The following is a 19,737-nucleotide window of genomic DNA, read 5'->3' as shown; positions in this document are numbered from 1 at the left end:
TAATATATGCCTTTGAGACGGAATCGATTGGACGTTTGTACGGGGTGCATTCGTAATTACGCATTCGCCCAATTGGGACAATAGCGGCTATGCGGGGGAATCAGCCTGCTGCGACAGCAGCCTATAAAAACATTAGCGCGGAGGTCCGGCAACAGAACTGCCGGTTGGCATCGAACGTGCATATTGCCGGATATGTTTGACTCTCGATTCCGCGCGCATCTTCAGCCCGTTGCCGATAAGCACATTGGCCGCGCTGCTTACAGCTATGATTTCGATGCAGCCGACGCTGATGGTTGGCTTCAGGTTGGTTGTCCGAATGAACGCAGGCACGTCATCGGACGCAATGCCAAGCGGGTCCCAGCTCGGCGTTGCGCGATCGAATATGGAATACGATTCGAAATAAACTTTGCCCGATTCGATATGATCCGCCGCGCGTTGTACAGCCAGAGCGCGAAGCGAAGCGTTCACTTCTGCCCGATCGCCGATTTGCACCACAGAAGCACTGCCCACGCTCGTTAAGTATAGCCCGCCTACCTCGGAAACCCTAACGGGGTAGTCCGAATTTTCTTCGCTGTAAGAAGGAAGAGGGGGATTGCTTCTCATAATCCCAGCTCCTCCAGCTTCTCGATCGTTTCTTTCTTGAACACATCCGCTTCCCCTTCGGCACGGCTTGCGCCTTGCGGTTCGTCAAGCGGCGCAATCGGACCGACGATAACGGATTCCGGCGGCGTATCGAACATGGAGATGAGCGTAATCTCCTCGGTATCGCCGATTTGAAGTATCGATGCGCTCGCTACGCCGGTTAATTGAATACTGCCGACAGCGAGCACATGATTCACTACATGCATCTGCATAGTAAGAAAGCTCCTTCTTACGAATTTTGCAATCGGGACAAGTAGCCGCGGAGCGCGGCATGGATGTCGCGCGTCGTCTTCCCGATGATCGTCTCTTGGATTTGGGCATCGCTTAGCGTGTGATTTCCTTCAGAGGAAGAGCTGCCCTTTCTCTCATGTTCTGCGGCTTGAATGTAGAATTGGATTCGGGCACTCATTTGCTTGCGAATATCTTCAATGATGAGTTTGCGGTGATACGGATCGAGTGAGATCCCGAGCTCCGCTTCGAGCTCGCTGAGCTGCTGCAGGGCATTCTGATCCAAGTAGCGATCAATCACTAAGCGGATTTCCGGATAGGGCGAATCGGGTAAAACGGATCCGGGGCCGGGAACGGTGTTTCCGGGCTGTGCCGGGAATACGTTGGGCTTGAGATTGTTCATGGGCGGGTTGTCGTTGATCGCTTGATGGCCGGGATCGTTGACAACTACCGTGCTGTTTCCGTTAGGCATCACAATTTGGCCGATTTCTTTGATCTGTTCCTCGTTAGGCGGCGTCAGCCCGATGTTCAGCGTACCATCGAGCTTCTCGACCTTTAACTGGTCGAAATGATATTGAATGGTATCGATATGGTAGCTTGGCTTCGACTCCGCGGCATCCAAACGGGCATTCAGCGCCTCGAGCTGCTTGCAAAGCCGGTTGATGACAGCCTGCTGCTCGTCAAGCTGGCATTGCAGCTTATGAATATGCTGGTGAAACGCGTTCCATAGTTGCCAAGGAGTAGGCGGTGTGTTAGCCGGTTGCATACGCTCGTAGGCACCTCCTTGTTAATTCGGATTTGGCAACGGAACGAAGTTCAGCGGATTCTCTGTGCTGAGCTCTTCGTTAAGAAGCGGTGCCGGCTCTTTAAATCCCCCTGAGTTGTACATCTGCGAGAGGGAAGAAATCGCTCCAGCCGTCCCAACCTGCAGGACGGAGGAGTTTGCTACGCTGTCTACGCGAAGCTGGTGGATCGTAATGGTTTGATGAACCGTAAGCTGCATTAGATGTTCACTCCGTTAGCAACCTCATTATTCGTATTGTCTTGGACATCAGGATCGCTGGTATTCGTCGAACTGACGGCATTGTTCGAGTTGGTCAAACCGCCGGTGAGGAAGGAGCCTGATCCCGCATACGTTTTGGATGAGCTGGACGGAGAGATTTGCACAGAATCGCCGAATTGAACGACAGCGCTGGATCCGACACTGATTACTTTGACGAAGCCTACAATAGCGGGCATGATGACTCACTCTCCCTAGTCTGGTTTTCAGCGAGCATTTGTTACATCGTATGCGGCAAATGCCCAGATGTGACTTTTCGGCACCTTCACCCTAACGGTTACGCCAAATCACAATCCTGCAGTAGCGCCTATAAAGCTGCCCGCATAAACTGGATGCTATAACGGCATTAGGCGGAGGTGCGTCGGTATGTCTTCGAAATCAAAGTGGGAAGAGCTGGAGGACTGGATGGATGGGCAGCAGCTGCCCAAAGGATTCGACATCTTCCGCCAATCCGATTGGATCGAGAATTACGTCCGCAGTATGATGAACAAAGCATTGCCCGCCGTATCCTCGGCGCTAAATCCTGCTTCATCTAATATTGTAGAAACGAAGAGATATGTCATCCTAACGTATCCGCTCGGAGAATCGGCAGATCTGTCTGACATCCGTCTGGTCGTGAAGGAAGATCGCGTGAAACTAAGCGGTATCGCCGGCAAAAGTGATGAAACCATTAAACTGCCGAAGCTTGTGCTGCCGCGTTCCTGCCATGCTGAGTACGATGGCGCAGTGCTTAAAATTAAGCTGCGTAAGCGCCCGTCAAGCAAACGCGTACATCATGCAACCATTCATGGGCTGTAAGGGAGCCTTTCATCATAGAATTGTCACCAATTTGTTCGAACTTCCTATGATCCCCTGCTGGCTATACCTCACAGGCTTGGCTATAATGCAAGTAAAGACTTGCATAGGGAGTGTTATTCGTGACTCTGGTTGACGTTAGTGCCATATCTGCAGCCTTGTTTATTACGGGCGCGGTGTTTATTATGCTGATATTCGGATTGCTGAGCTTCGGCATCGTGAAGATGTTCGAGCAGCGCATTCGTGCAGGCGTATACAGCTTTGCCGGAGCGGTTGTCAGCGCGGTTTCGTTTGGCATTATTTTGAAAGAATGGTTTGTTTGATCCGGAAATAGGCGGAATATTGGTACAAAGCAGGCTGTCTCAGCGACTTATTCACTAAGTCTGGGGCAGCCTTTTTGCGCGAAAAAGTTTGTTTGTCCAATTGGGCTCGAAAAGGCGAAAAATAGTCAATAATCCAAGTTGCCAGAACATAAGATGGAGTATAAGATAATCATATGAGAGAATATTCAGAACATTTCGTCAATGAGGCCAAACGAAGGGAGGGATTGCCGATGAACAAAAGTTATGAAGTTGAATACTGCAATTTGGAGCTGCGTTTCGACAGACGGCAAATCCAAAATCTCATTCGGGATTTAATCCAGGAGGGATATTCGCTTTATTGGAGCGAAACGGACGTCTATTTTCTCATCTCTGTACGCAGCGGGCGCAAGCTTGTGAAGCTTCGGTTTCAACGGGTCCGCAATCGGTACAAAATCGTCGGTGATTATCTAATCAAGGATGAGAAGTTGTCGGATTTATTGGAGAAGCTGATTAACGATTCCCGCGGTCATGCAGTCGTCAAACGGTTCAAAGACAGGCAAATTGTCATTGAAAGCATTATGTTTGGTGAAATTATTCGACTTGTGGAGGTGTCCGGCATGGAACATCGCATCATCTATCAGAAGAAACCTTTTGTTACGGTAGAAGAAGTCATTCAGGCGTTTCAGTCGAAAAGGGCTGAGGAGCGAGCGTCAGTGCTACGATATGAGCTTGATTATGAGCTATCGGTCCTCCATGAAGCGATCACGGAGGGACGAGAAGCAGACATGACGCAGTCCAAGGAAAGACTGCAATCCCTTAGAACTGAGATGATACAGCTTGAGCTTTGAAATAACCAAGATTAAAGATAGGAAATAAACCTCCGGGATGCCAGCAAACCGGGGGTTTATTTTGTTTGTGTGGTAATATATAGGGGGAATCGACATTTTTCTGATGAAGAAGGTTTTCATTCCTGTCCAAAAGGAGTAAAATAGGATCATTGTATCCGCAAGCGAAGGTTGTTGCTTCGCCGTACTGTGTCATTACTATAACAGAGAAAAGGTGTGGAGAATCAAATGTCTAAGCAGCAAATCGGCGTTATCGGTCTTGCCGTAATGGGTAAGAACCTTGCACTTAATATTGAGAGCAGAGGATTTACGGTATCGGTTTATAACCGTTCCCGCGAGAAAACAGACGATCTCTTGAATGAATCGGTTGGCAAAAACCTCGTCGGTACATATACGGTCGAGGAGTTTGTAGCATCGCTTGAAGTCCCTCGCAAAATTCTAATCATGGTCCAAGCCGGCGCAGGCACAGATGCAACAATTGATGCACTCGTTCCGCTTCTGGATGAAGGCGATATTATTATTGACGGCGGCAACGCTTATTTCCCTGATACGCAGCGCCGCAGCAAAGCCCTTGAAGCACGCGGTCTTCGTTTCATCGGTACAGGCGTTTCCGGCGGCGAAGAAGGCGCACTGAAAGGACCGTCCATTATGCCAGGCGGTCAAGAGTCTGCTTATAAACTTGTTGAGCCTATCCTTACAGCGATCTCCGCGAAAGTTGGCGGCGACGCTTGCTGCACATACATCGGACCGGACGGTGCCGGCCACTACGTGAAAATGGTGCATAACGGTATCGAGTACGGCGATATGCAGCTGATCTGCGAAGCGTATGACCTGCTCAACCGGGTTCTTGGCGTTAGCACGGAAGAATTGCAGTCGATCTTCACGGAATGGAACAAAGGGGAGCTCGACAGCTACCTGATCGAAATTACAGCTGATATTTTCTCCAAATATGATCCGGAAACGAAACAGCCTATGGTTGACGTCATCCTTGACTCCGCTGGACAGAAGGGTACCGGTAAATGGACAAGCCAAAGCGCGCTTGATCTTGGCGTGCCGCTGTCGATCATTACGGAATCCGTCTTCTCCCGTTTCTTGTCCGCACTTAAAGACGAGCGCGTAGCAGCAAGCAAACTGCTGAAAGGACCGCAATCGGCTCCTTACCAAGGCGACAAAGCTGCTTTCATCGAAGCGGTTCGCAAAGCGTTGTTCGCAAGCAAAATTTGCTCGTACGCACAAGGCTTCGCACAAATGCGCGCAGCTAGCGACGAGTATGGCTGGAACCTGCGTTACGGCGATATCGCGATGATTTTCCGCGGCGGCTGCATCATCCGTGCAGGCTTCCTGCAAAACATCAAAGATGCGTACGACAAAAACCCGGGATTGACAAACCTGCTTCTTGACGACCACTTCAAAGAAATCGTGGAATCGTACCAAGGCGCATGGCGTGAAGTAATCGCAACCGCGGTAACGCAAGGGATTCCGGTACCGGCATTCTCGAGCGCGCTGTCCTACTACGACAGCTACCGCACAGAGCGTCTGCCTGCGAACCTGCTTCAAGCGCAGCGCGACTACTTCGGCGCACACACGTTCAAGCGTGTGGACAAAGAAGGATCATTCCACTTCAATTGGATTCAATCGTAAGACCCGTTATTACATCCTGTAAGCAGCTTCGCAGCCTGTCGGACTCTTGCCCGCAACCGCTGCGCTGCTGCTTAAGCAGGAATAACGAGGCTTCTGCAAAGCTTTGAAATTTTTTTAATAAGAGTGGCTGAGGAAGACTGAGTAATTCAGGCGCTTCGTCAGCCATTTTCTTTTTCATATACTCTAGGGTCCACAGCACGTCTTCTCGGGAAAGCGGATAATCGGGATTAAAAATCCTGTCCACGCGATACTGGGCGGAGAAAGGCTCGGGGATTGGAGCCATATCGAGGTCACTCCTTCATGGATTTATAGGCATCGGTACTATCAACTCTACGGAAGAAACCATTTTTTTATACCCGTTAATCTGTAATAATGATATAATCACGGGAAAATGTTTTTTGTTATCGCATAGATTGGGATGGTGTTTTTTCAATGACGAAGGAAAAACCGCTTCATCATGTTGTCCTCATCGGCTTTATGGGAACCGGCAAATCGACGGTCAGCAAGCAGCTGGCAGAGCTTCTGAAATGCGGTACGGCTGACATTGACGCCGAGATTGTCCGGCGTGAAGGACAGGCGATTGCGGATATTTTCGCAGCGCGTGGCGAGGCGGATTTCCGGCTTGCCGAGACTGCCGCACTGGCAGAAGTACTGGGGAGCTCAGATCCCTTAGTGATCGCGACGGGCGGCGGTGCTGTCTTGTCGGAGCGCAACCGTGCGATGATGCTGCAAGATAGCTTCGTGGTTGCTTTAACGGCAGATCCGGAGCAAATTATTGCCCGTGTGAGCGAAGATGCCGCACGTCCGCTGCTTCAAGGCGACGTGCGCGAACGAGTTTATAAATTGCTCGAAGACCGGAAACATGCGTATGCGTTTGCCCATTTGACGGTTGACACGTCAGATCTCAGCGTCCGGCAGGTTGTAGAGCTAATTGAGCACGGCATCAAGATGCGTTTCTAACACTTACATATAAAGGAGACCGACTTAAGATGGATGTACTCGTAACCCCGACACCGAAGCTGCAAGGCGAGCTTCAAGCGCTATCTTCGAAGAACTACACGACGCGTTACCTGCTTGTTGCCGCTCTCGCGGAAGGCACCAGCACCATTTATTACCCCGCGCATAGTGAAGACAGCGATGCGATGCGCCGTTGTATTCGCGATCTTGGCGCAGTTATTGAAGAAGATGACGAGAAAATTACGATTACAGGCTTTGGTCGCAATCCCAAAGACGTGAAAGAGCTGGATGTGGGAAATGCGGGAGCCGTGCTTCGTTTCCTCATGGCCATTACCGCCCTTGCGCCTGATGTTACATTCATCAACCGGTACCCGGATTCATTGGGCAAACGCCCGCATGATGATCTGATCGACGCGCTTGGCCAAATCGGCGTAGATGTTCAACATCAGAATGGCAGACTGCCGATTACGATTCGCGGCGGCGCAGCCAAAGGCGGCAAAATTCAAGTATCCGGCAACGTGAGCTCGCAGTTCCTCAGCGCATTGCTGTTCTTGACGCCGCTGCTGGAGGAAGACAGCGAAATCGAAGTGCTGCATGACCTGAAATCCAAGGTTGTTGTGGGACAAACCCTTGAAGTTCTTGCACAAGCAGGCATCGTGATAGAAGCAAGCGAAGACTTGATGCACTATCGCATTGCGGGCGGACAACGTTATGAAGCGAAGAAATACGTCGTTCAAGGCGACTATCCGGGTTCCGCAGCCGTTCTGGCAGCTGCGGCAGTTACGCAATCCGATGTCATTCTGCATCGCCTGGAGGAGAACAGCAAGCAAGGCGAACGCGCCATTGTCGACGTGCTGCGTATGATGGAAGTACCGCTGACGCACGAGAATGGCATCGTGCATGTGCAAGGGACCGGCAAGCTGAAAGCGGTTGAGTTCGATGGCGATAAAGCAACGGATGCTGTACTTGCCATGGTTGCTGCAGCGGTATTCGCAGAAGGAACTTCCCGATTCTACGATGTTGAGAACCTGCGTTATAAAGAGTGCGACCGCATAACGGATTACTTGAATGAGCTGCGCAAAGCCGGCGCGAACGTCGAAGAGCGTCAGAGCGAAATTATCGTTCACGGTCGTCCGGAAGGCGTGGAAGGCGGCGTGGAAATCAATGCGCACTACGATCACCGCGTTATTATGGCGCTTACCGTCGTTGGTCTGCGTGCCAAACAACCGCTTCGCATTCGTGATGCCCATCATGTGGCGAAGTCCTATCCGATCTTCTTCGATCATTTGAAGGCGCTCGGCGCGAATGTCGAATGGATTGAGTAGGAAATTGGCAGTCTAAGCTAAGGAAACGAAACGTTAGAAGGGAAGGGATTCACATGGCCCATACTAATCCTTCAAGAGATGAAATCAAAGGGATTCTCGAAGCAAGCTCGGTTATCGCGGTAGTCGGTTTATCTGACAAACCGGACCGTACGTCACACATGGTTTCGGAAGCGATGCAAGCGAAAGGCTACCGCATCATTCCCGTTAACCCGGCAGGGGCGGATACGATTCTCGGCGAGAAGAATTACGCCTCGCTGAAGGATATTCCGTTTCCGGTTGATGTGGTTAATGTCTTCCGGCGCAGCGAGCATACACCTCCTGTTGCGGAAGAAGCAGTCGCAATCGGAGCGAAGACCTTATGGCTGCAGCTGGGCATCTCTAATGAGGAAGCGGCGGAAATTGCGGAACGCGGCGGGCTGAACGTCATTATGGACCGCTGCATCAAGGTAGAAGACTCCATCTTGCTGCCGCAAGGGAAGTCCAAAGGATAGAAGTTTTCGGCTCATAATCGAATGAAGCGGCGGACCACGAGGTCTGCCGTTTTATTTTGACAAAGACGGTAACAACCCTTACGATCAGGAGTAGAGGTTTTTTGGGAAATGTCAGATTCAAGAGAGGGGGGAACCTATGAACATAATGGGGCAACTGCAGCAGCTTGGCCGTTCCTTCATGCTTCCGACGATCGTGCTGCCAGGCGCAGCCATATTCCTGAGTTTGAGCGCTTTGCCATGGGACGCGATGGGACTTCCCAGCATCCATACCCATCTGCAAACCGCAGGGGATACGCTGTTTACGTTTCTGCCCTATTTATTTGCATTTGGCATCGCAATGGGGATGACGAGCAATGCGGGTGCGGCAGGGTTGGCAGCCATTGCCGGCATGTTTATTTATACAAGCATCATCAATGCGAGCCATTATGAGCTGGAACCAACCGTGTTTACGGGGGTCATAATCGGGATCGTGACCAGTATATTTAATGAACGCTTCAAGTCGATTAAATTCCCGGAGTATATACAGTTTTTTGGCGGGCCGCGGTTTATTCCGCTCATCGTGAGCGTATTCTCCACGATATGGGCCATCGTCATGGTGCAGCTCGCACCTTATATTCACAGCGCTTTAATCGAGCTTGGCGAAATTATCGATTCCGGCGGCGGCTTCGGCGTGTTTCTGTTCGGTTTCGTTCTTCGCATTCTGGTTGTGTTCGGGCTGCATCATCTGGTCAGCCACGTTTTCTGGTTCCAAGTCGGAGGCTACAGTACTCCGGACGGTTCCGTCGTTTTCGGAGATTTGCCCCGTTTCTTCGCAGGGGATCCTACAGCCGGTGGATTTATGGCAGGCTTGTATCCGACAATGATGTTTGCGCTGCCTGCGATCGCGTTTGCGATTATTCACGAGGCGCGCGAGGATTTGAAGCCGAAAATTCGCAAAACGTTTACCACGGCAGCACTTGCTTCATTCCTAACCGGAGTCACGGAGCCCATTGAGTTTGCATTTCTCTTTGTAGCGCCTTACTTATTCGTTATCCACGCGCTTCTGTCAGGCGCGATGATGTGGTTTACATACGAGCTTGGCATCAGGCATGGCTTCTCGTTCTCAGCAGGAGCGATCGACTTCCTCATTAATGAGCATCTGGCCACTAGGGGCTGGCTGCTCATCCCGATCGGAATTCTGTTCGGTTTGCTCTATTATTTCTTATTCCGATGGGCGATTCAGCGTTTCCAAATTCCAACTCCCGGGCGGGAAGAAGGTTCGCAGCTGGACGAATGGGCAGGAGATATCCCTTATCGCGCACCGCTCATCCTGCAAGCCATCGGCGGCAAAGAAAACATTGTGCAGATGGAAGCTTGCATCACTCGTCTTCGCTTGAAGGTATCCAGCGATAAGCTGGTAGACATCAACGCTCTTAAACATTTAGGCGCGGCAGGCGTCATCCGGCTGGGCGGGGGCAATGTCCAGATCGTATTCGGTACCTATTCCGAACTGATACGGGAGGAAATGGACAAAGCAATACGAAGGGATATATCTAGGGTTCTGTTTTGTTCCCCTGTTCAAGGACGGATGCTGCCGCTCTCCGAAGTGCCGGATCCGATTTTTGCGGGGAAGCTTGTCGGAGATGGCGTAGCGTTCATGCCGGATAAAGGCGAGCTCGTCTCGCCTGTCCAAGGGAAAGTCATTCATGTATATCCATCGATGCATGCCATCGGCATTCGCACGCCGGAAGGGCTCGAGGTGCTGCTGCACATTGGCATCGATACCTCCCAGATGAAAGGACATGGTTTCCATGCTGTCGTCCAAGAAGGGGATCAGGTGAAACCGGGTCAATTGCTTATTACCTTTGACATGCAGAAAATACGCAAAGGGAGCAAGTCGCTCGCTACACCAATGGTCATTACGAACTCCGATTTGGTCAGTTCTTGGAGCTTTGCTCCGTTTAAAGGGGTTAAAAAGGGCCAGGCTTCCGTCATGTCAGTTGTGCTAAAAGAGAGAAGCGGTGGAGGGGAAACAGCGTGATTCAAGGAATTGGAGCATCATCCGGCATTGCAATCGGCAAGGCGTTCGTACTGCCGAACTGGGAATGGGATTTGCCGGAGCAGAAAATCGATGTCGCTGATCTGGCGCGCGAGTTTGATCGATTGTATGAAGGCATTCGCACCTCGAAGGTCGAAATCGAGCAAATGAAAGATGAGCTGCGCGAGGTTGTCGGACCTGAGGAAACGAGCATCTTCGATGCCCATTTAGCGATATTGGATGATCCGGTCTTTATGAACGAGATCCAGGGTATCATCCAGCGTCAATATAAAGCAGCGGAAGTGGCGGTAAAAGAAGCCATTGATCATTTTGTGACGATGTTCGATCTATTGGACGATGAATATATGAAAGAACGCGCGCTGGATATCAAGGACGTAGGTAACCGGCTGCTCAAGCATTTGCTTGGCGCACCGGAAATTACGCTGCCTTCCGATACACAGCCTTTCCTGCTCATCGCCAGAGAGCTCTCCCCATCGCAGTTGGCTCATTTGAATCCCAATCACGTTCTGGGCATTGCAACTTTGGCGGGAAGCACGACCTCGCATTCTTCCATCATGGCAAGAGCGCTGGGTGTTCCGTTAGTAGTCGGTATTGAATCTAAGCTTGAAGAGACGATCCAAACCGGCGATTTGCTTATTATCGATGGAGACCTGGGCGTCGTTCATATGCATCCTGAGGAATCGCTGGTCGATCATTATACAGGGAAGCAGCTTCGTCAACGGGAGAAGAAGCAGCAGCTCAAACAGATTGTCAGCGTCAAGCCGGTTACGCAGGATGGTAAGGAATTCGAGCTCAGCGCCAATATCAGCTCTCTGAAGGAGCTGGATGTCGCTTTAAGCAGCGGAACCAATGGCGTAGGGCTGTTTCGGACGGAGTTTCTCTATATGGACCGCAACCGACTTCCGAAGGAAGAGGAGCAATTTGAAGTATACCGCTCGGTCGCGGAGAAGCTGGATCATAAACCGCTCATTATTCGAACGCTGGATATCGGCGGCGACAAGCAGCTGGATTACTTCGAACTGCCGGAAGAGAGCAATCCGTTTCTGGGTTACCGGGCCATTCGGATTTGTCTCGACAAGAAGGATTTGTTCAAAACACAATTAAGAGCGATTCTCCGCGCGAGTCACTACGGCAACGTGAAGATCATGTACCCGCTCATCTCTTCGGTTGAAGAGGTGAGAGCAGCCAATGCCCTGCTGGAAGAATGCAAATCGGAATTGAAGGCGGAAGATATCCGCTTTGCTGAAAATATCGAAGTCGGCATTATGATTGAGCTGCCCGCCGCCGTTCTTATCGCGGACATTCTTGCCGAAGAAGTCGACTTCTTCAGCATCGGCACGAACGATTTGGTCCAATTCACGCTTGCCGTCGACCGGATGAATGAGCAAATTTCTCATCTGTATGAGCCGTATCACCCAGCCGTCCTGCGGATGCTGAAGCTGACGATCGAAGCGGCCAAACGCAGCGGCATCCACGTAGGCGTCTGCGGCGAGATGGCCGGCGATCTTCATGCATTGCCGATCTGGCTCGCACTGGATGTCGACGAGCTGAGTATGTCCGCCCATGCGATATTGCCTGTAAAGGAGCGGCTTCTCTCCCTGAAGCAGGAGGAATGCCGCGCCTTGTTCGATGAGCTGCTACGCTGCAGAACGAGCGCAGAAATTCATGAGCTGCTGGACGTTTCGCAGGATGCGCCAATCGCTGCGGCACGTGAACGCGCCGCCGTTTCGAAGCCGTTATAAGCTCGAACGTTGAGAAGGGCGGCAACCCTTGGGTTGCCGCCCTTCTTCTGCGCCATCGTTGATATCGGACAACGCTACTTGGAAGCCTCTGGTAAACGAGTTTTAGTTGCCGCGAAGCGCGTCCACGAAAGCTTTCGCATAAGGCGGCAAGTCCGGCGGACGACGCGACGATACGATATGTCCGTCTACGACGACCGGCTCATCAATCCATGTTGCGCCGGCATTCTCCATGTCATCGCGAATGCCCGGGGTGGATGTAACCTTGCGGCCTTGCAGAATTTTCGCGGAGATCAGCACCCAGCCGGCGTGGCAGATCTGACCGATCGGCTTCTGCGCCGTATCCATCTCTTTCACCAGCTGCAGCACCTTCGGGTAGCGGCGGAGCTTGTCCGGTGCCCAGCCTCCGGGTACGAGCAGACCGTCGATCTTGCTGCCGTCGACTTCGTCGAAGGACAGGTCCGCTGTGGCAGGAACGCCGTATTTTCCAATATGAGTGCGGCCTTTCTCAGGACCTGCGAACAGGACGGTTGCGCCTTCCTCGCGAACTCGGTAAACGGGGTACCATAGTTCCAAATCCTCGAACTCGTCGTCGAGCAGGCAAATAATTGTTTTTCCTTGTAAGGACACCTGTTTTCCTCCTTTGGCAGTTGCGTAGTGGTTTACATTCATAGATTCATCAAGCTCTTATCCATTGTAACGAAGGTGATAGTATGAAGCAAACGACAATGAGGCGGCTTCGCTTCCTCCCGGCGATAATCATTATGGCAACCATTTTTCTGCTTTCTTCACGTACGAATGATGAATTGAATACGTTTCTCCCATGGTTCCAGAAGCTTTTCCCTCAGATGAGCAGCTTTGATTGGGGACATTTTATCGCTTATTTCGTGCTCGCTTTAGCTTTTGATTATGGATTTGCACGTCGAGCAAGGCGTTGGACCTTCAAATTGGCAATCGTGCTCCTATGTGTGCTGTACGGTCTTACGGATGAGTATCATCAATCGTTCGTTTCCGGACGAACACCTGATATTGCGGATATCCGGCATGACGGGATCGGCGCGGCACTTGCCGTCGTTCTTGTAGCGCTTCCACTCATCCGTAAGCCATGGCGCAGACTGGTTGCGATATCCGAATGATGCAAAAATTACAACTCGCTTAGAAGCAGGACTTTTTTCGCAAATGGTCGAATATCTTTAACGTCGAGCAGCACCTGTTGAACTCTTTAAGGTGTTGCTGCTGTTTAAGAGAAGGAGTGGACCACTTTGCAAAAGCGCTGTTCTTGCGGCGACGACATGCCAATGAAGCTGCGTACCGTTATTTATTCGAATAAGGTTGAAATCGATAATGTTCCGATCTACTCATGCAAGTCGTGCAACCGCAGTGAAGTGTTTCCGGAAGTGAAGCCGGATTTGACCGGTTTAATCGGAAAACTAGGTGCTCATCCAGTAAAACAGACGTTTCTGTTTAACGAATGGAATGAATGGGCAAATTTGTTGGTAGAGGCTTATCACGATCGCAAGCTGACCGATCCTTCTATTATGCGGCGCATGACCGAAGAGAGGATCGATATGCTTCTGGATTTGTTTGCTGTGGCGCAAGCTGCGGGCGACGAAGCTTGGACTGCTGAAATACATAAGCGGCTGGCTCAATTGAGCCGCAGCATGCTGCAGTACGGAAGCCGAACCTGAAGGGAGTGAGGGAATGAAGTTACCCCCTCCGATGACAACCGAAGCGCAGTGGGAAGAGGCGTACAGCGGTTCTTTCCAACAGCCTTTGCTGGTCTTTAAACATAGTACAAGCTGCTCGATCAGCAGCGGTGCCTATGACGAATTATCCAATTGGTTGGAAGATGCGGCAACGCTTTCACTCCGGCCTGTGATGGTTTTAGTGCCGGACAATCGTCCGCTTTCAACCCTCATTTCAGAGAAACTCAGCCTCAAACACGAGTCACCCCAGCTTATATTAGTGATCGACGGCAAGGTGTCCTGGCATGCATCTCACTGGCGCATTACCTACTCAACATTAGACGAGCATCTCGGTACTCATTGCGAAAAGTAATATTTTGTCGTATCATTACGGTAAAGTAATGCGGCGCGAGATAAAAATTTGAACTAATGGAGAGAAGGACTGTGACGGTAACCATTTATGATGTAGCAAGAGAAGCAGGCGTTTCCATGGCGACAGTGTCGCGGGTTGTCAATAACAATCCAAACGTCAAGCCTCAGACACGGAAGAAAGTATTTGAAGCCATCGAACGTCTTGGCTATCGTCCAAATGCTGTAGCGCGCGGCCTGGCAAGTAAGAAAACAACGACCGTAGGCGTAGTAATTCCGGATATTTCGAATGCGATCTTTGCTGAAGTGGCACGGGGCATCGAAGATATTGCTAATATGTATCACTACAATATTATTTTGTGCAATGCCGATAAGAAGAAAGATAAAGAGATTCGCGTCATCAACACCTTGCTTGAGAAGCAGGTGGATGGTTTGCTGTTCATGGGCGGCGCTGTAACGGACGAGCATTTGCAGGCGTTTAAGACAGCTAATGTGCCGATCGTGCTTTGTGCTACGACTGACGAGAACGGTACGATTCCTTCGGTTGATATCGATCACGAAGGTGCTGCATTCGATGCGGTTCAAACGCTCATTAAGAGCGGACATACGCGCATTGCGATGATTTGCGGTACGTTGCAGGATCCATCGAACGGCTATGCCCGTTTCCAAGGCTACAAACGTGCCCTGGAAGCAGCAGGCTTGCCTTACGACGAAACTCTTGTACGCATTGGCAACTATCGCTATGAATCCGGTGTTGATGCGATGAAATATTTCTTGGAGCTGGAAACCGTTCCGACAGCTGTATTCTCCGCTACGGATGAAATGGCAATCGGTGCGATTCACTGCATTCAAGATGCCGGTCTGAAAGTGCCGGAGCAAATCTCGGTCATCAGCGTGGATAACAGCCGTATGGCATCCATGGTTAGACCGCAGCTTACTGCAGTTGCCCAACCGATGTATGACATCGGCGCCGTTTCGATGCGATTGCTGACGAAGCTGATGAAGAAGGAAGCCGTTGAGAACCCAAGAGTTGTGCTTCCGCATGAAATTGTGAACCGTCAGTCGGTAGGGAGTAAATAATGACAGCATCGTATAACAGAATCGGCATCATGGGTGCCATGGTAGAAGAGATCGATCTGCTGCACAAGCATGTCGAGAAGACAGGCTCGTTTGTGAAAGCAGGGATTGAATATGTAGAGGGTACGCTGCACGGCCGCAATGTCGTGTTCTGCAAATCCGGCGTAGGTAAAGTGAATGCTGCGGTATGTACACAGTTGCTTATTGATGCCGGTGTTGATTGCGTATTGTTCACGGGAGTTGCCGGTGCTGTTGAGCCTAGCTTGAACGTTGGAGACATTGTCGTTTCGACGTCATGCCTGCAGCATGATATGGATGTTACACCGCTTGGGTTCGCGCGCGGTCAAATTCCGTTTCAAGAGGTATGGGAATTTCAAGCCGCTGCCGATCTCGTAGAACTTGCGAACCATGCGTGCGAGTCTCTATTCCCGGGACGCAGCGTGACGGGCAAAGTACTTTCCGGCGATCAATTTGTCGCCGATCGCGCTGAAGTGCAGAAGATGCACGAAGAGCTTGGCGGCGCATGCACAGAGATGGAAGGTGCTTCGCTTGCGCAGGTGTGCGTGATGAATAACATTCCGTTTGTCGTCATTCGTTCCATGTCCGACAAAGCAGACGGATCCGCTCATGTGAACTTTGCAGAATTCACGGTACAAGCTTCGGTTAATTCGCACCGCATTATTGATGAAATGATTCAGCACATGTAAGTGGTGCTATATAGAAAGGCAGTTTCACCTGAATTCCCTCGCACACGCGGGGGAATTCAAGTGGAACTGCCTTTTTTGTTATAACTGCGATAACGCAAGCTCTGCGGTCGCTTTATTACGTGCTTCAATCTCTTGTCTGCGAGGCATAGGCTGCCAATCCTTACTATTGTCCATCCAATGCGTTGGCAAGGGATCGCTGCTCTGTTGAGACCATTTGGCCAGCCACTTCGCAGGCAGCGGCTCATTCGCGTCAGAATCGCGCAGGACGGCGGCCAGTGGGTGATCGGACATCTCCAGCCAGACGAGTGCCCACGCCCGTGGAACGACGCGCCAGAGGTCGTAGCCGCCGCCTCCGATCGCAATCCATCGACCGGCCGCATAGGTATGGGCCAATTGATGGATAATGGCTGGCATGGCTTGATAAATGCGCATGCTGCAATGAATGTGCGAGAGGGGATCATAGGCATGGGCATCGCAGCCATGCTGGCTTACGATGACATCCGGTTTGAACACCTCGGCGGCTTTGGCAACGGTTTCACTAAAGCATGCAAGCCAGGATTCATCTTCCGTGTAAGGATCAACCGGAACGTTAATACTCGTTCCGTAGCCTGCATCGATACCTCGTTCATGGACGAAGCCGGTTCCGGGGAATAGAAACTTCCCGGTCTCATGGATCGAATAGGTACACACGTCGGGATCCGCATAGAATGTCCATTGCACGCCGTCGCCATGATGGACGTCCGTATCGATATATAAGACACGCGCGCCATACTGCTTGCGAATATGTGCGATCGCTATCGCTGCATCGTTGTAGACGCAGAAGCCGGATCCCCGCTCAGGAAACGCATGATGCAGTCCGCCGGCCATATGATAGGCGTGTTTAGCTTCTCCACGCATCACCAGGTCTGCGGCAAGAACGGAACCGCCGACAATTGCAGATGCTGCTTCATGCATCCCGGGGAAGAAAGGGGTGTCTTCTGAATCCAATCCGTATTGAGCAGCTCGTTTAACGGCTTCAGGAGCCGGTGTATCGCGGCTAAGCTCGCGTACGGCGTCAATATAGTCTGCACGGTGAACAAGCTTGATTAGCTCCTCTGACGCGGTCTCGGAAGCCATGTATTGCGAAGCATCAATCGCGTCTGCTGCTTCCAATAAATCTTGCGTAAGCGCCAAGCGAATCGGGTCGAACGGGTGGTCTTTATTGAATTTATACCGTCCTGCCTCGGGATGATGTATGTATACGGATTTATCCGCCATGATGCGTCCGATCTTCCTTTCCGCCGCTTGCTGCAGCCTGCTAATACATAAACCGCTGCCTGAAGCGGACACGGTCGAATTGCTCGATCGAGCTGATAGGAACTTCTTTACCGACTCTGACCATTAAACAATTCGCAGGATGCGCGCATATTTCAGGGTCATCGGTTGCTACCCACTCCATCTCGACGGATTTCATCAGCTTCTCCATCATAGCACGGTATTCCCAGACGCTCAGCTTCGTGCCTTCCAGATCCCAGTGCCAATAATATTCCGTCGTATATACGATGACGTTCTCTAGTTGTTCCTGCGAGAAGGCGAGCCTGATCATCCGTTTGCCGAGTCCAAGCGAGCGGTAATCATCGGAAACTTCCACCGCACCCAGCTCGATGAGATCGATCATTCCGCCCTCGGACCAGCGTTCCAGTTCGTCCGGATAGTGGAAGGTGACATAACCGATGATGATTTCGCCATCGCGGGCGGCAATAATTCGTCCTTCCGGCAGCTCAGCAATCTCGATAAGTGCTTTCATTTGTTCTTCCGGTCTGCGAAATGCATCCAATTGGGGATGAAGCTTAAGCCGTTTCAGCGCATCTGCGGGCAATGGCCCTTCCACGACGATTTCTCGATCCTGATAAGGCAATCGCTGCGCTTGCATCCTTTTGCGATGTTCCAATGATGTTGGCTCCTTTCGCGTTCTATTTAACTTATAACAAAAAAAAGTCAAGTTGAAAAGCATGGTTGAACGAGACACAGCGTGATATAATATGAAAGCGTATTCCTAAGAGGAAGCCGTTACGGAGGCCGACCTCGCTAGAAAATGTTGCACAATGGGCAGGAGGATGATGAAAGAATGACTAACATGCATCAAGAACGGATTCCGGCTACGGCATCCGGCTCCAACATGACAAGCTACGATGAAACATACGGTAACTTTAGTTTTGAACAGCTTGAACAACAGTTTTCATGGTCTGAAACAGGCAAGGTCAATATGGCCTATGAAGCGATCGATCGTCATGTAGCAGCGGGACGAGGCGACAATGTCGCTCTCTACTATAGCGATAACAATAGAGACGAATCGTATACGTTCCAAGAATTATCCAGTCAGTCTAACCGTTTTGCCAATGTGCTTCGCGGACTTGGAATCGGGAAAGGCGAGCGGGTATTCATTTTCATGCCGCGTACGCCCGAGCTTTATTTCAGTCTGCTTGGCTCGCTTAAAGTCGGTGCGGTGGTCGGCCCTCTATTCGAAGCGTTCATGGAAACGGCCGTCAGAGATCGCTTGCTTGACAGCGGCGCAACTGCCATTGTGACGACACCGGCATTGCTCTCACGAATTCCGCGCAGTGAATTGCCGGATTTGAAGCATATCATCGTTTATGGTGAAGGCGTTCAAGCGGGAGAAGGCATCGTTGATTTCAAAGAAGAGATGGCAAAGGCAGCGGATGAAGCCGAGATCGAATGGCTTGATCGTGAAGATGGCCTTCTGCTTCACTATACATCGGGCTCCACAGGCAAACCTAAAGGTATTTTCCATGTCCATAATGCGATGATTCAGCACTACTTCACAGGACAAGTTGTGCTTGATTTGAAGCCTAACGATGTGTACTGGTGTACAGCCGATCCGGGCTGGGTAACAGGGACATCATACGGTATCTTCGCGCCTTGGCTTAACGGTGCTGCCAATGTCATTCGCGGCGGACGTTTCAGCCCGCAGGACTGGTATTCCACCATACAGAAATACGGCGTTACCGTATGGTACAGCGCACCAACGGCGTTCCGCATGCTGATGGGTGCAGGAGACGATGTCGTTCAGAAATTCGACCTCTCCAGCCTGCGTCATGTACTTAGTGTCGGTGAGCCGCTTAATCCGGAGGTTGTTCGCTGGGGGCTTAAAGTCTACAACCAGCGTATCCACGATACGTGGTGGATGACCGAAACCGGCGCGCAGCTGATCTGTAACTATCCGAGCATGGATATTAAACCGGGCTCCATGGGTAAACCGATTCCGGGCGTGCAAGCCGCGATCATCGATGACAGCGGAAACGAGCTTCCTCCATACCGGATGGGTAACCTGGCGATTCGCACACCTTGGCCATCCATGATGCGCAAAGTGTGGAATAATCCGGCCAAATACGAAGAGTATTTCCGTTTAGAAGGCTGGTACATTTCAGGCGACTCCGCTTATCAAGACGAAGACGGCTACTTCTGGTTCCAAGGCCGTATTGATGACGTTATCAATACAGCGGGCGAGCGTGTTGGACCATTCGAGGTAGAGAGCAAGCTCGTCGAGCATCCGGCCGTTGCCGAAGCAGGTGTAATCGGCAAACCGGATCCGATGCGCGGCGAGATCATCAAAGCATTCGTTGCTCTTCGTGAAGGCTATACACCATCGGATGAACTGAAAGCGGATATCGCGAAGTTTGTCAAAGAAGGGTTGTCCGCTCATGCAGCCCCTCGCGAAATCGAGTTCAAAGATAAATTGCCGAAGACGCGCAGCGGGAAGATTATGCGCCGCGTCCTGAAGGCATGGGAGCTTAACCTCCCGACAGGTGACCTGTCGACAATTGAAGACTAAGCTT

24 protein-coding genes are annotated in these 19,737 nt (G+C 51.1%); 15 read left to right on the top strand and 9 right to left on the bottom strand.

The features are described from left to right. Positions 1-132: 132 nt before the first annotated feature. Genes I8J30_RS00480 through I8J30_RS00460 form a run of 5 tightly spaced genes read right to left on the bottom strand, consistent with a single transcriptional unit; the run spans position 133 to position 2,109 of the window. Positions 133-603 carry a spore germination protein GerPE gene (locus I8J30_RS00480; RefSeq protein WP_210654468.1) on the bottom strand — a complete coding sequence of 157 codons (471 nt, stop codon included), beginning with the start codon at positions 601-603 and terminating at the stop codon, positions 133-135. Further along, on the bottom strand, positions 600-854 hold the full coding sequence (locus tag I8J30_RS00475; protein WP_177245873.1) for a hypothetical protein: 255 nt from the start codon (positions 852-854) through the stop codon (positions 600-602). Before I8J30_RS00475 ends, I8J30_RS00480 begins: the two co-directional genes overlap by 4 nt. 17 nt (positions 855-871) lie before the next feature. Further along, positions 872-1,636 (bottom strand): spore germination protein GerPC, encoded by a 765-nt coding sequence (gerPC, locus tag I8J30_RS00470; RefSeq protein WP_210654466.1) that lies wholly within the window; start codon positions 1,634-1,636, stop codon positions 872-874. 21 nt (positions 1,637-1,657) lie between these two features. After that, entirely contained in the window at positions 1,658-1,873 is a 216-nt protein-coding gene (locus I8J30_RS00465) for a spore germination protein GerPB (protein WP_210654464.1), read from the bottom strand. Beyond that, entirely contained in the window at positions 1,873-2,109 is a 237-nt protein-coding gene (locus I8J30_RS00460; protein ID WP_090978156.1) for a spore germination protein, read from the bottom strand. Before I8J30_RS00460 ends, I8J30_RS00465 begins: the two co-directional genes overlap by 1 nt. A 187-nt stretch (positions 2,110-2,296) precedes the next feature. On the opposite strand from I8J30_RS00460, the gene I8J30_RS00455 reads away from it, so the two are divergent. The 4 genes from I8J30_RS00455 to gndA all read left to right on the top strand — a co-directional run bounded on the left by I8J30_RS00455 (position 2,297) and on the right by gndA (position 5,513). After that, on the top strand, positions 2,297-2,728 hold the full coding sequence (locus I8J30_RS00455; RefSeq protein ID WP_210654462.1) for an Hsp20/alpha crystallin family protein: 432 nt from the start codon (positions 2,297-2,299) through the stop codon (positions 2,726-2,728). Positions 2,729-2,847: 119 nt separating this feature from the next. Beyond that, on the top strand, positions 2,848-3,048 hold the full coding sequence (locus I8J30_RS00450; RefSeq protein WP_091215342.1) for a hypothetical protein: 201 nt from the start codon (positions 2,848-2,850) through the stop codon (positions 3,046-3,048). Positions 3,049-3,278: 230 nt separating this feature from the next. Further along, positions 3,279-3,875: a hypothetical protein gene (locus I8J30_RS00445; protein WP_091215345.1), complete on the top strand. Its 597-nt coding sequence runs from the start codon at positions 3,279-3,281 to the stop codon at positions 3,873-3,875. 225 nt (positions 3,876-4,100) lie between these two features. Beyond that, a complete protein-coding gene (gndA, locus tag I8J30_RS00440) occupies positions 4,101-5,513 on the top strand; it encodes an NADP-dependent phosphogluconate dehydrogenase (protein WP_210654460.1) in 1,413 nt (470 codons plus the stop codon). On the opposite strand, the gene I8J30_RS00435 is transcribed toward gndA, so the two are convergent. Continuing rightward, positions 5,494-5,796 (bottom strand): hypothetical protein, encoded by a 303-nt coding sequence (locus I8J30_RS00435; RefSeq protein WP_210654459.1) that lies wholly within the window; start codon positions 5,794-5,796, stop codon positions 5,494-5,496. The two genes, gndA and I8J30_RS00435, sit on opposite strands and share 20 nt — an antisense overlap. Positions 5,797-5,945: 149 nt before the next feature. Between I8J30_RS00435 and I8J30_RS00430 the strand changes: the two genes are divergently transcribed. From I8J30_RS00430 to ptsP, 5 genes are all read left to right on the top strand, one after another. Then, positions 5,946-6,473, top strand: a complete 528-nt coding sequence (locus tag I8J30_RS00430) for a shikimate kinase (RefSeq protein ID WP_210654458.1) — start codon at positions 5,946-5,948, stop codon at positions 6,471-6,473. Between the two features lie 29 nt (positions 6,474-6,502). Beyond that, positions 6,503-7,795: a 3-phosphoshikimate 1-carboxyvinyltransferase gene (aroA, locus tag I8J30_RS00425; RefSeq protein ID WP_210654457.1), complete on the top strand. Its 1,293-nt coding sequence runs from the start codon at positions 6,503-6,505 to the stop codon at positions 7,793-7,795. A gap of 53 nt (positions 7,796-7,848) precedes the next feature. Then, complete coding sequence (locus I8J30_RS00420; RefSeq protein WP_210654456.1) at positions 7,849-8,286, top strand: CoA-binding protein; 438 nt, start codon at positions 7,849-7,851, stop codon at positions 8,284-8,286. A 136-nt stretch (positions 8,287-8,422) separates the two neighbouring features. Then, positions 8,423-10,306 (top strand): glucose PTS transporter subunit IIA, encoded by a 1,884-nt coding sequence (locus I8J30_RS00415; RefSeq protein ID WP_210654455.1) that lies wholly within the window; start codon positions 8,423-8,425, stop codon positions 10,304-10,306. Continuing rightward, positions 10,303-12,066 carry a phosphoenolpyruvate--protein phosphotransferase gene (gene ptsP, locus I8J30_RS00410; protein ID WP_210654454.1) on the top strand — a complete coding sequence of 588 codons (1,764 nt, stop codon included), beginning with the start codon at positions 10,303-10,305 and terminating at the stop codon, positions 12,064-12,066. Before I8J30_RS00415 ends, ptsP begins: the two co-directional genes overlap by 4 nt. A gap of 102 nt (positions 12,067-12,168) precedes the next feature. Here ptsP and I8J30_RS00405 read toward each other — a convergent pair whose 3' ends face one another. Continuing rightward, complete coding sequence (locus I8J30_RS00405; protein ID WP_091215368.1) at positions 12,169-12,693, bottom strand: type 1 glutamine amidotransferase domain-containing protein; 525 nt, start codon at positions 12,691-12,693, stop codon at positions 12,169-12,171. 83 nt (positions 12,694-12,776) lie between these two features. Here I8J30_RS00405 and I8J30_RS00400 point away from each other — a divergent pair, with 83 nt between their 5' ends. The 5 genes from I8J30_RS00400 (at position 12,777) to I8J30_RS00380 (ending at position 15,901) form a co-directional block, all read left to right on the top strand. Next, positions 12,777-13,199, top strand: coding sequence for a VanZ family protein (locus I8J30_RS00400; RefSeq protein ID WP_210654453.1), 423 nt, complete (start codon positions 12,777-12,779; stop codon positions 13,197-13,199). A 126-nt stretch (positions 13,200-13,325) separates the two neighbouring features. Then, entirely contained in the window at positions 13,326-13,751 is a 426-nt protein-coding gene (locus tag I8J30_RS00395) for a hypothetical protein (RefSeq protein ID WP_091215373.1), read from the top strand. 13 nt (positions 13,752-13,764) lie between these two features. Further along, positions 13,765-14,121 carry a bacillithiol system redox-active protein YtxJ gene (gene ytxJ, locus I8J30_RS00390; protein ID WP_210654452.1) on the top strand — a complete coding sequence of 119 codons (357 nt, stop codon included), beginning with the start codon at positions 13,765-13,767 and terminating at the stop codon, positions 14,119-14,121. A 71-nt stretch (positions 14,122-14,192) separates the two neighbouring features. Then, complete coding sequence (ccpA, locus tag I8J30_RS00385; protein ID WP_091215378.1) at positions 14,193-15,197, top strand: catabolite control protein A; 1,005 nt, start codon at positions 14,193-14,195, stop codon at positions 15,195-15,197. Next, complete coding sequence (locus I8J30_RS00380) at positions 15,197-15,901, top strand: 5'-methylthioadenosine/adenosylhomocysteine nucleosidase (RefSeq protein ID WP_210654451.1); 705 nt, start codon at positions 15,197-15,199, stop codon at positions 15,899-15,901. Before ccpA ends, I8J30_RS00380 begins: the two co-directional genes overlap by 1 nt. A gap of 78 nt (positions 15,902-15,979) precedes the next feature. Here the strand turns inward: I8J30_RS00380 and I8J30_RS00375 are convergent, their stop codons facing one another. Both I8J30_RS00375 and I8J30_RS00370 read right to left on the bottom strand, forming a co-directional pair. Next, entirely contained in the window at positions 15,980-17,158 is a 1,179-nt protein-coding gene (locus I8J30_RS00375) for an acetoin utilization protein AcuC (RefSeq protein WP_210654450.1), read from the bottom strand. A gap of 40 nt (positions 17,159-17,198) precedes the next feature. Next, entirely contained in the window at positions 17,199-17,831 is a 633-nt protein-coding gene (locus tag I8J30_RS00370; protein ID WP_276316062.1) for a GNAT family N-acetyltransferase, read from the bottom strand. A gap of 177 nt (positions 17,832-18,008) precedes the next feature. Between I8J30_RS00370 and acsA the strand changes: the two genes are divergently transcribed. After that, on the top strand, positions 18,009-19,733 hold the full coding sequence (acsA, locus tag I8J30_RS00365) for an acetate--CoA ligase (RefSeq protein ID WP_210654449.1): 1,725 nt from the start codon (positions 18,009-18,011) through the stop codon (positions 19,731-19,733). Positions 19,734-19,737 lie beyond the last annotated feature (4 nt).

The organism is Paenibacillus lignilyticus (genome assembly GCF_017942085.1).
Classification (GTDB): Bacteria; Bacillota; Bacilli; order Paenibacillales; family Paenibacillaceae; genus Paenibacillus_Z; species Paenibacillus_Z lignilyticus.
This window is presented reverse-complemented; position numbering and strand designations above follow the sequence as displayed.

Excerpts from the sequence above, each read along its gene's own strand:
- I8J30_RS00435 (WP_210654459.1), bottom strand. The coding sequence starts at position 5,796 with ATGGCTCCAATCCCCGAGCCTTTCTCCGCCCAGTATCGCGTGGACAGG.
- I8J30_RS00415 (WP_210654455.1), top strand. The coding sequence starts at position 8,423 with ATGAACATAATGGGGCAACTGCAGCAGCTTGGCCGTTCCTTCATGCTT.
- acsA (WP_210654449.1), top strand. The coding sequence starts at position 18,009 with ATGACTAACATGCATCAAGAACGGATTCCGGCTACGGCATCCGGCTCC.
- gndA (WP_210654460.1), top strand. The coding sequence starts at position 4,101 with ATGTCTAAGCAGCAAATCGGCGTTATCGGTCTTGCCGTAATGGGTAAG.
- I8J30_RS00455 (WP_210654462.1), top strand. The coding sequence starts at position 2,297 with ATGTCTTCGAAATCAAAGTGGGAAGAGCTGGAGGACTGGATGGATGGG.
- I8J30_RS00380 (WP_210654451.1), top strand. The coding sequence starts at position 15,197 with ATGACAGCATCGTATAACAGAATCGGCATCATGGGTGCCATGGTAGAA.
- I8J30_RS00400 (WP_210654453.1), top strand. The coding sequence starts at position 12,777 with ATGAAGCAAACGACAATGAGGCGGCTTCGCTTCCTCCCGGCGATAATC.
- ytxJ (WP_210654452.1), top strand. The coding sequence starts at position 13,765 with ATGAAGTTACCCCCTCCGATGACAACCGAAGCGCAGTGGGAAGAGGCG.
- I8J30_RS00480 (WP_210654468.1), bottom strand. The coding sequence starts at position 603 with ATGAGAAGCAATCCCCCTCTTCCTTCTTACAGCGAAGAAAATTCGGAC.
- I8J30_RS00445 (WP_091215345.1), top strand. The coding sequence starts at position 3,279 with ATGAACAAAAGTTATGAAGTTGAATACTGCAATTTGGAGCTGCGTTTC.
- I8J30_RS00465 (WP_210654464.1), bottom strand. The coding sequence starts at position 1,873 with ATGCAGCTTACGGTTCATCAAACCATTACGATCCACCAGCTTCGCGTA.
- aroA (WP_210654457.1), top strand. The coding sequence starts at position 6,503 with ATGGATGTACTCGTAACCCCGACACCGAAGCTGCAAGGCGAGCTTCAA.
- gerPC (WP_210654466.1), bottom strand. The coding sequence starts at position 1,636 with ATGCAACCGGCTAACACACCGCCTACTCCTTGGCAACTATGGAACGCG.
- I8J30_RS00430 (WP_210654458.1), top strand. The coding sequence starts at position 5,946 with ATGACGAAGGAAAAACCGCTTCATCATGTTGTCCTCATCGGCTTTATG.
- I8J30_RS00475 (WP_177245873.1), bottom strand. The coding sequence starts at position 854 with ATGCAGATGCATGTAGTGAATCATGTGCTCGCTGTCGGCAGTATTCAA.
- I8J30_RS00460 (WP_090978156.1), bottom strand. The coding sequence starts at position 2,109 with ATGCCCGCTATTGTAGGCTTCGTCAAAGTAATCAGTGTCGGATCCAGC.
- I8J30_RS00375 (WP_210654450.1), bottom strand. The coding sequence starts at position 17,158 with ATGGCGGATAAATCCGTATACATACATCATCCCGAGGCAGGACGGTAT.
- I8J30_RS00420 (WP_210654456.1), top strand. The coding sequence starts at position 7,849 with ATGGCCCATACTAATCCTTCAAGAGATGAAATCAAAGGGATTCTCGAA.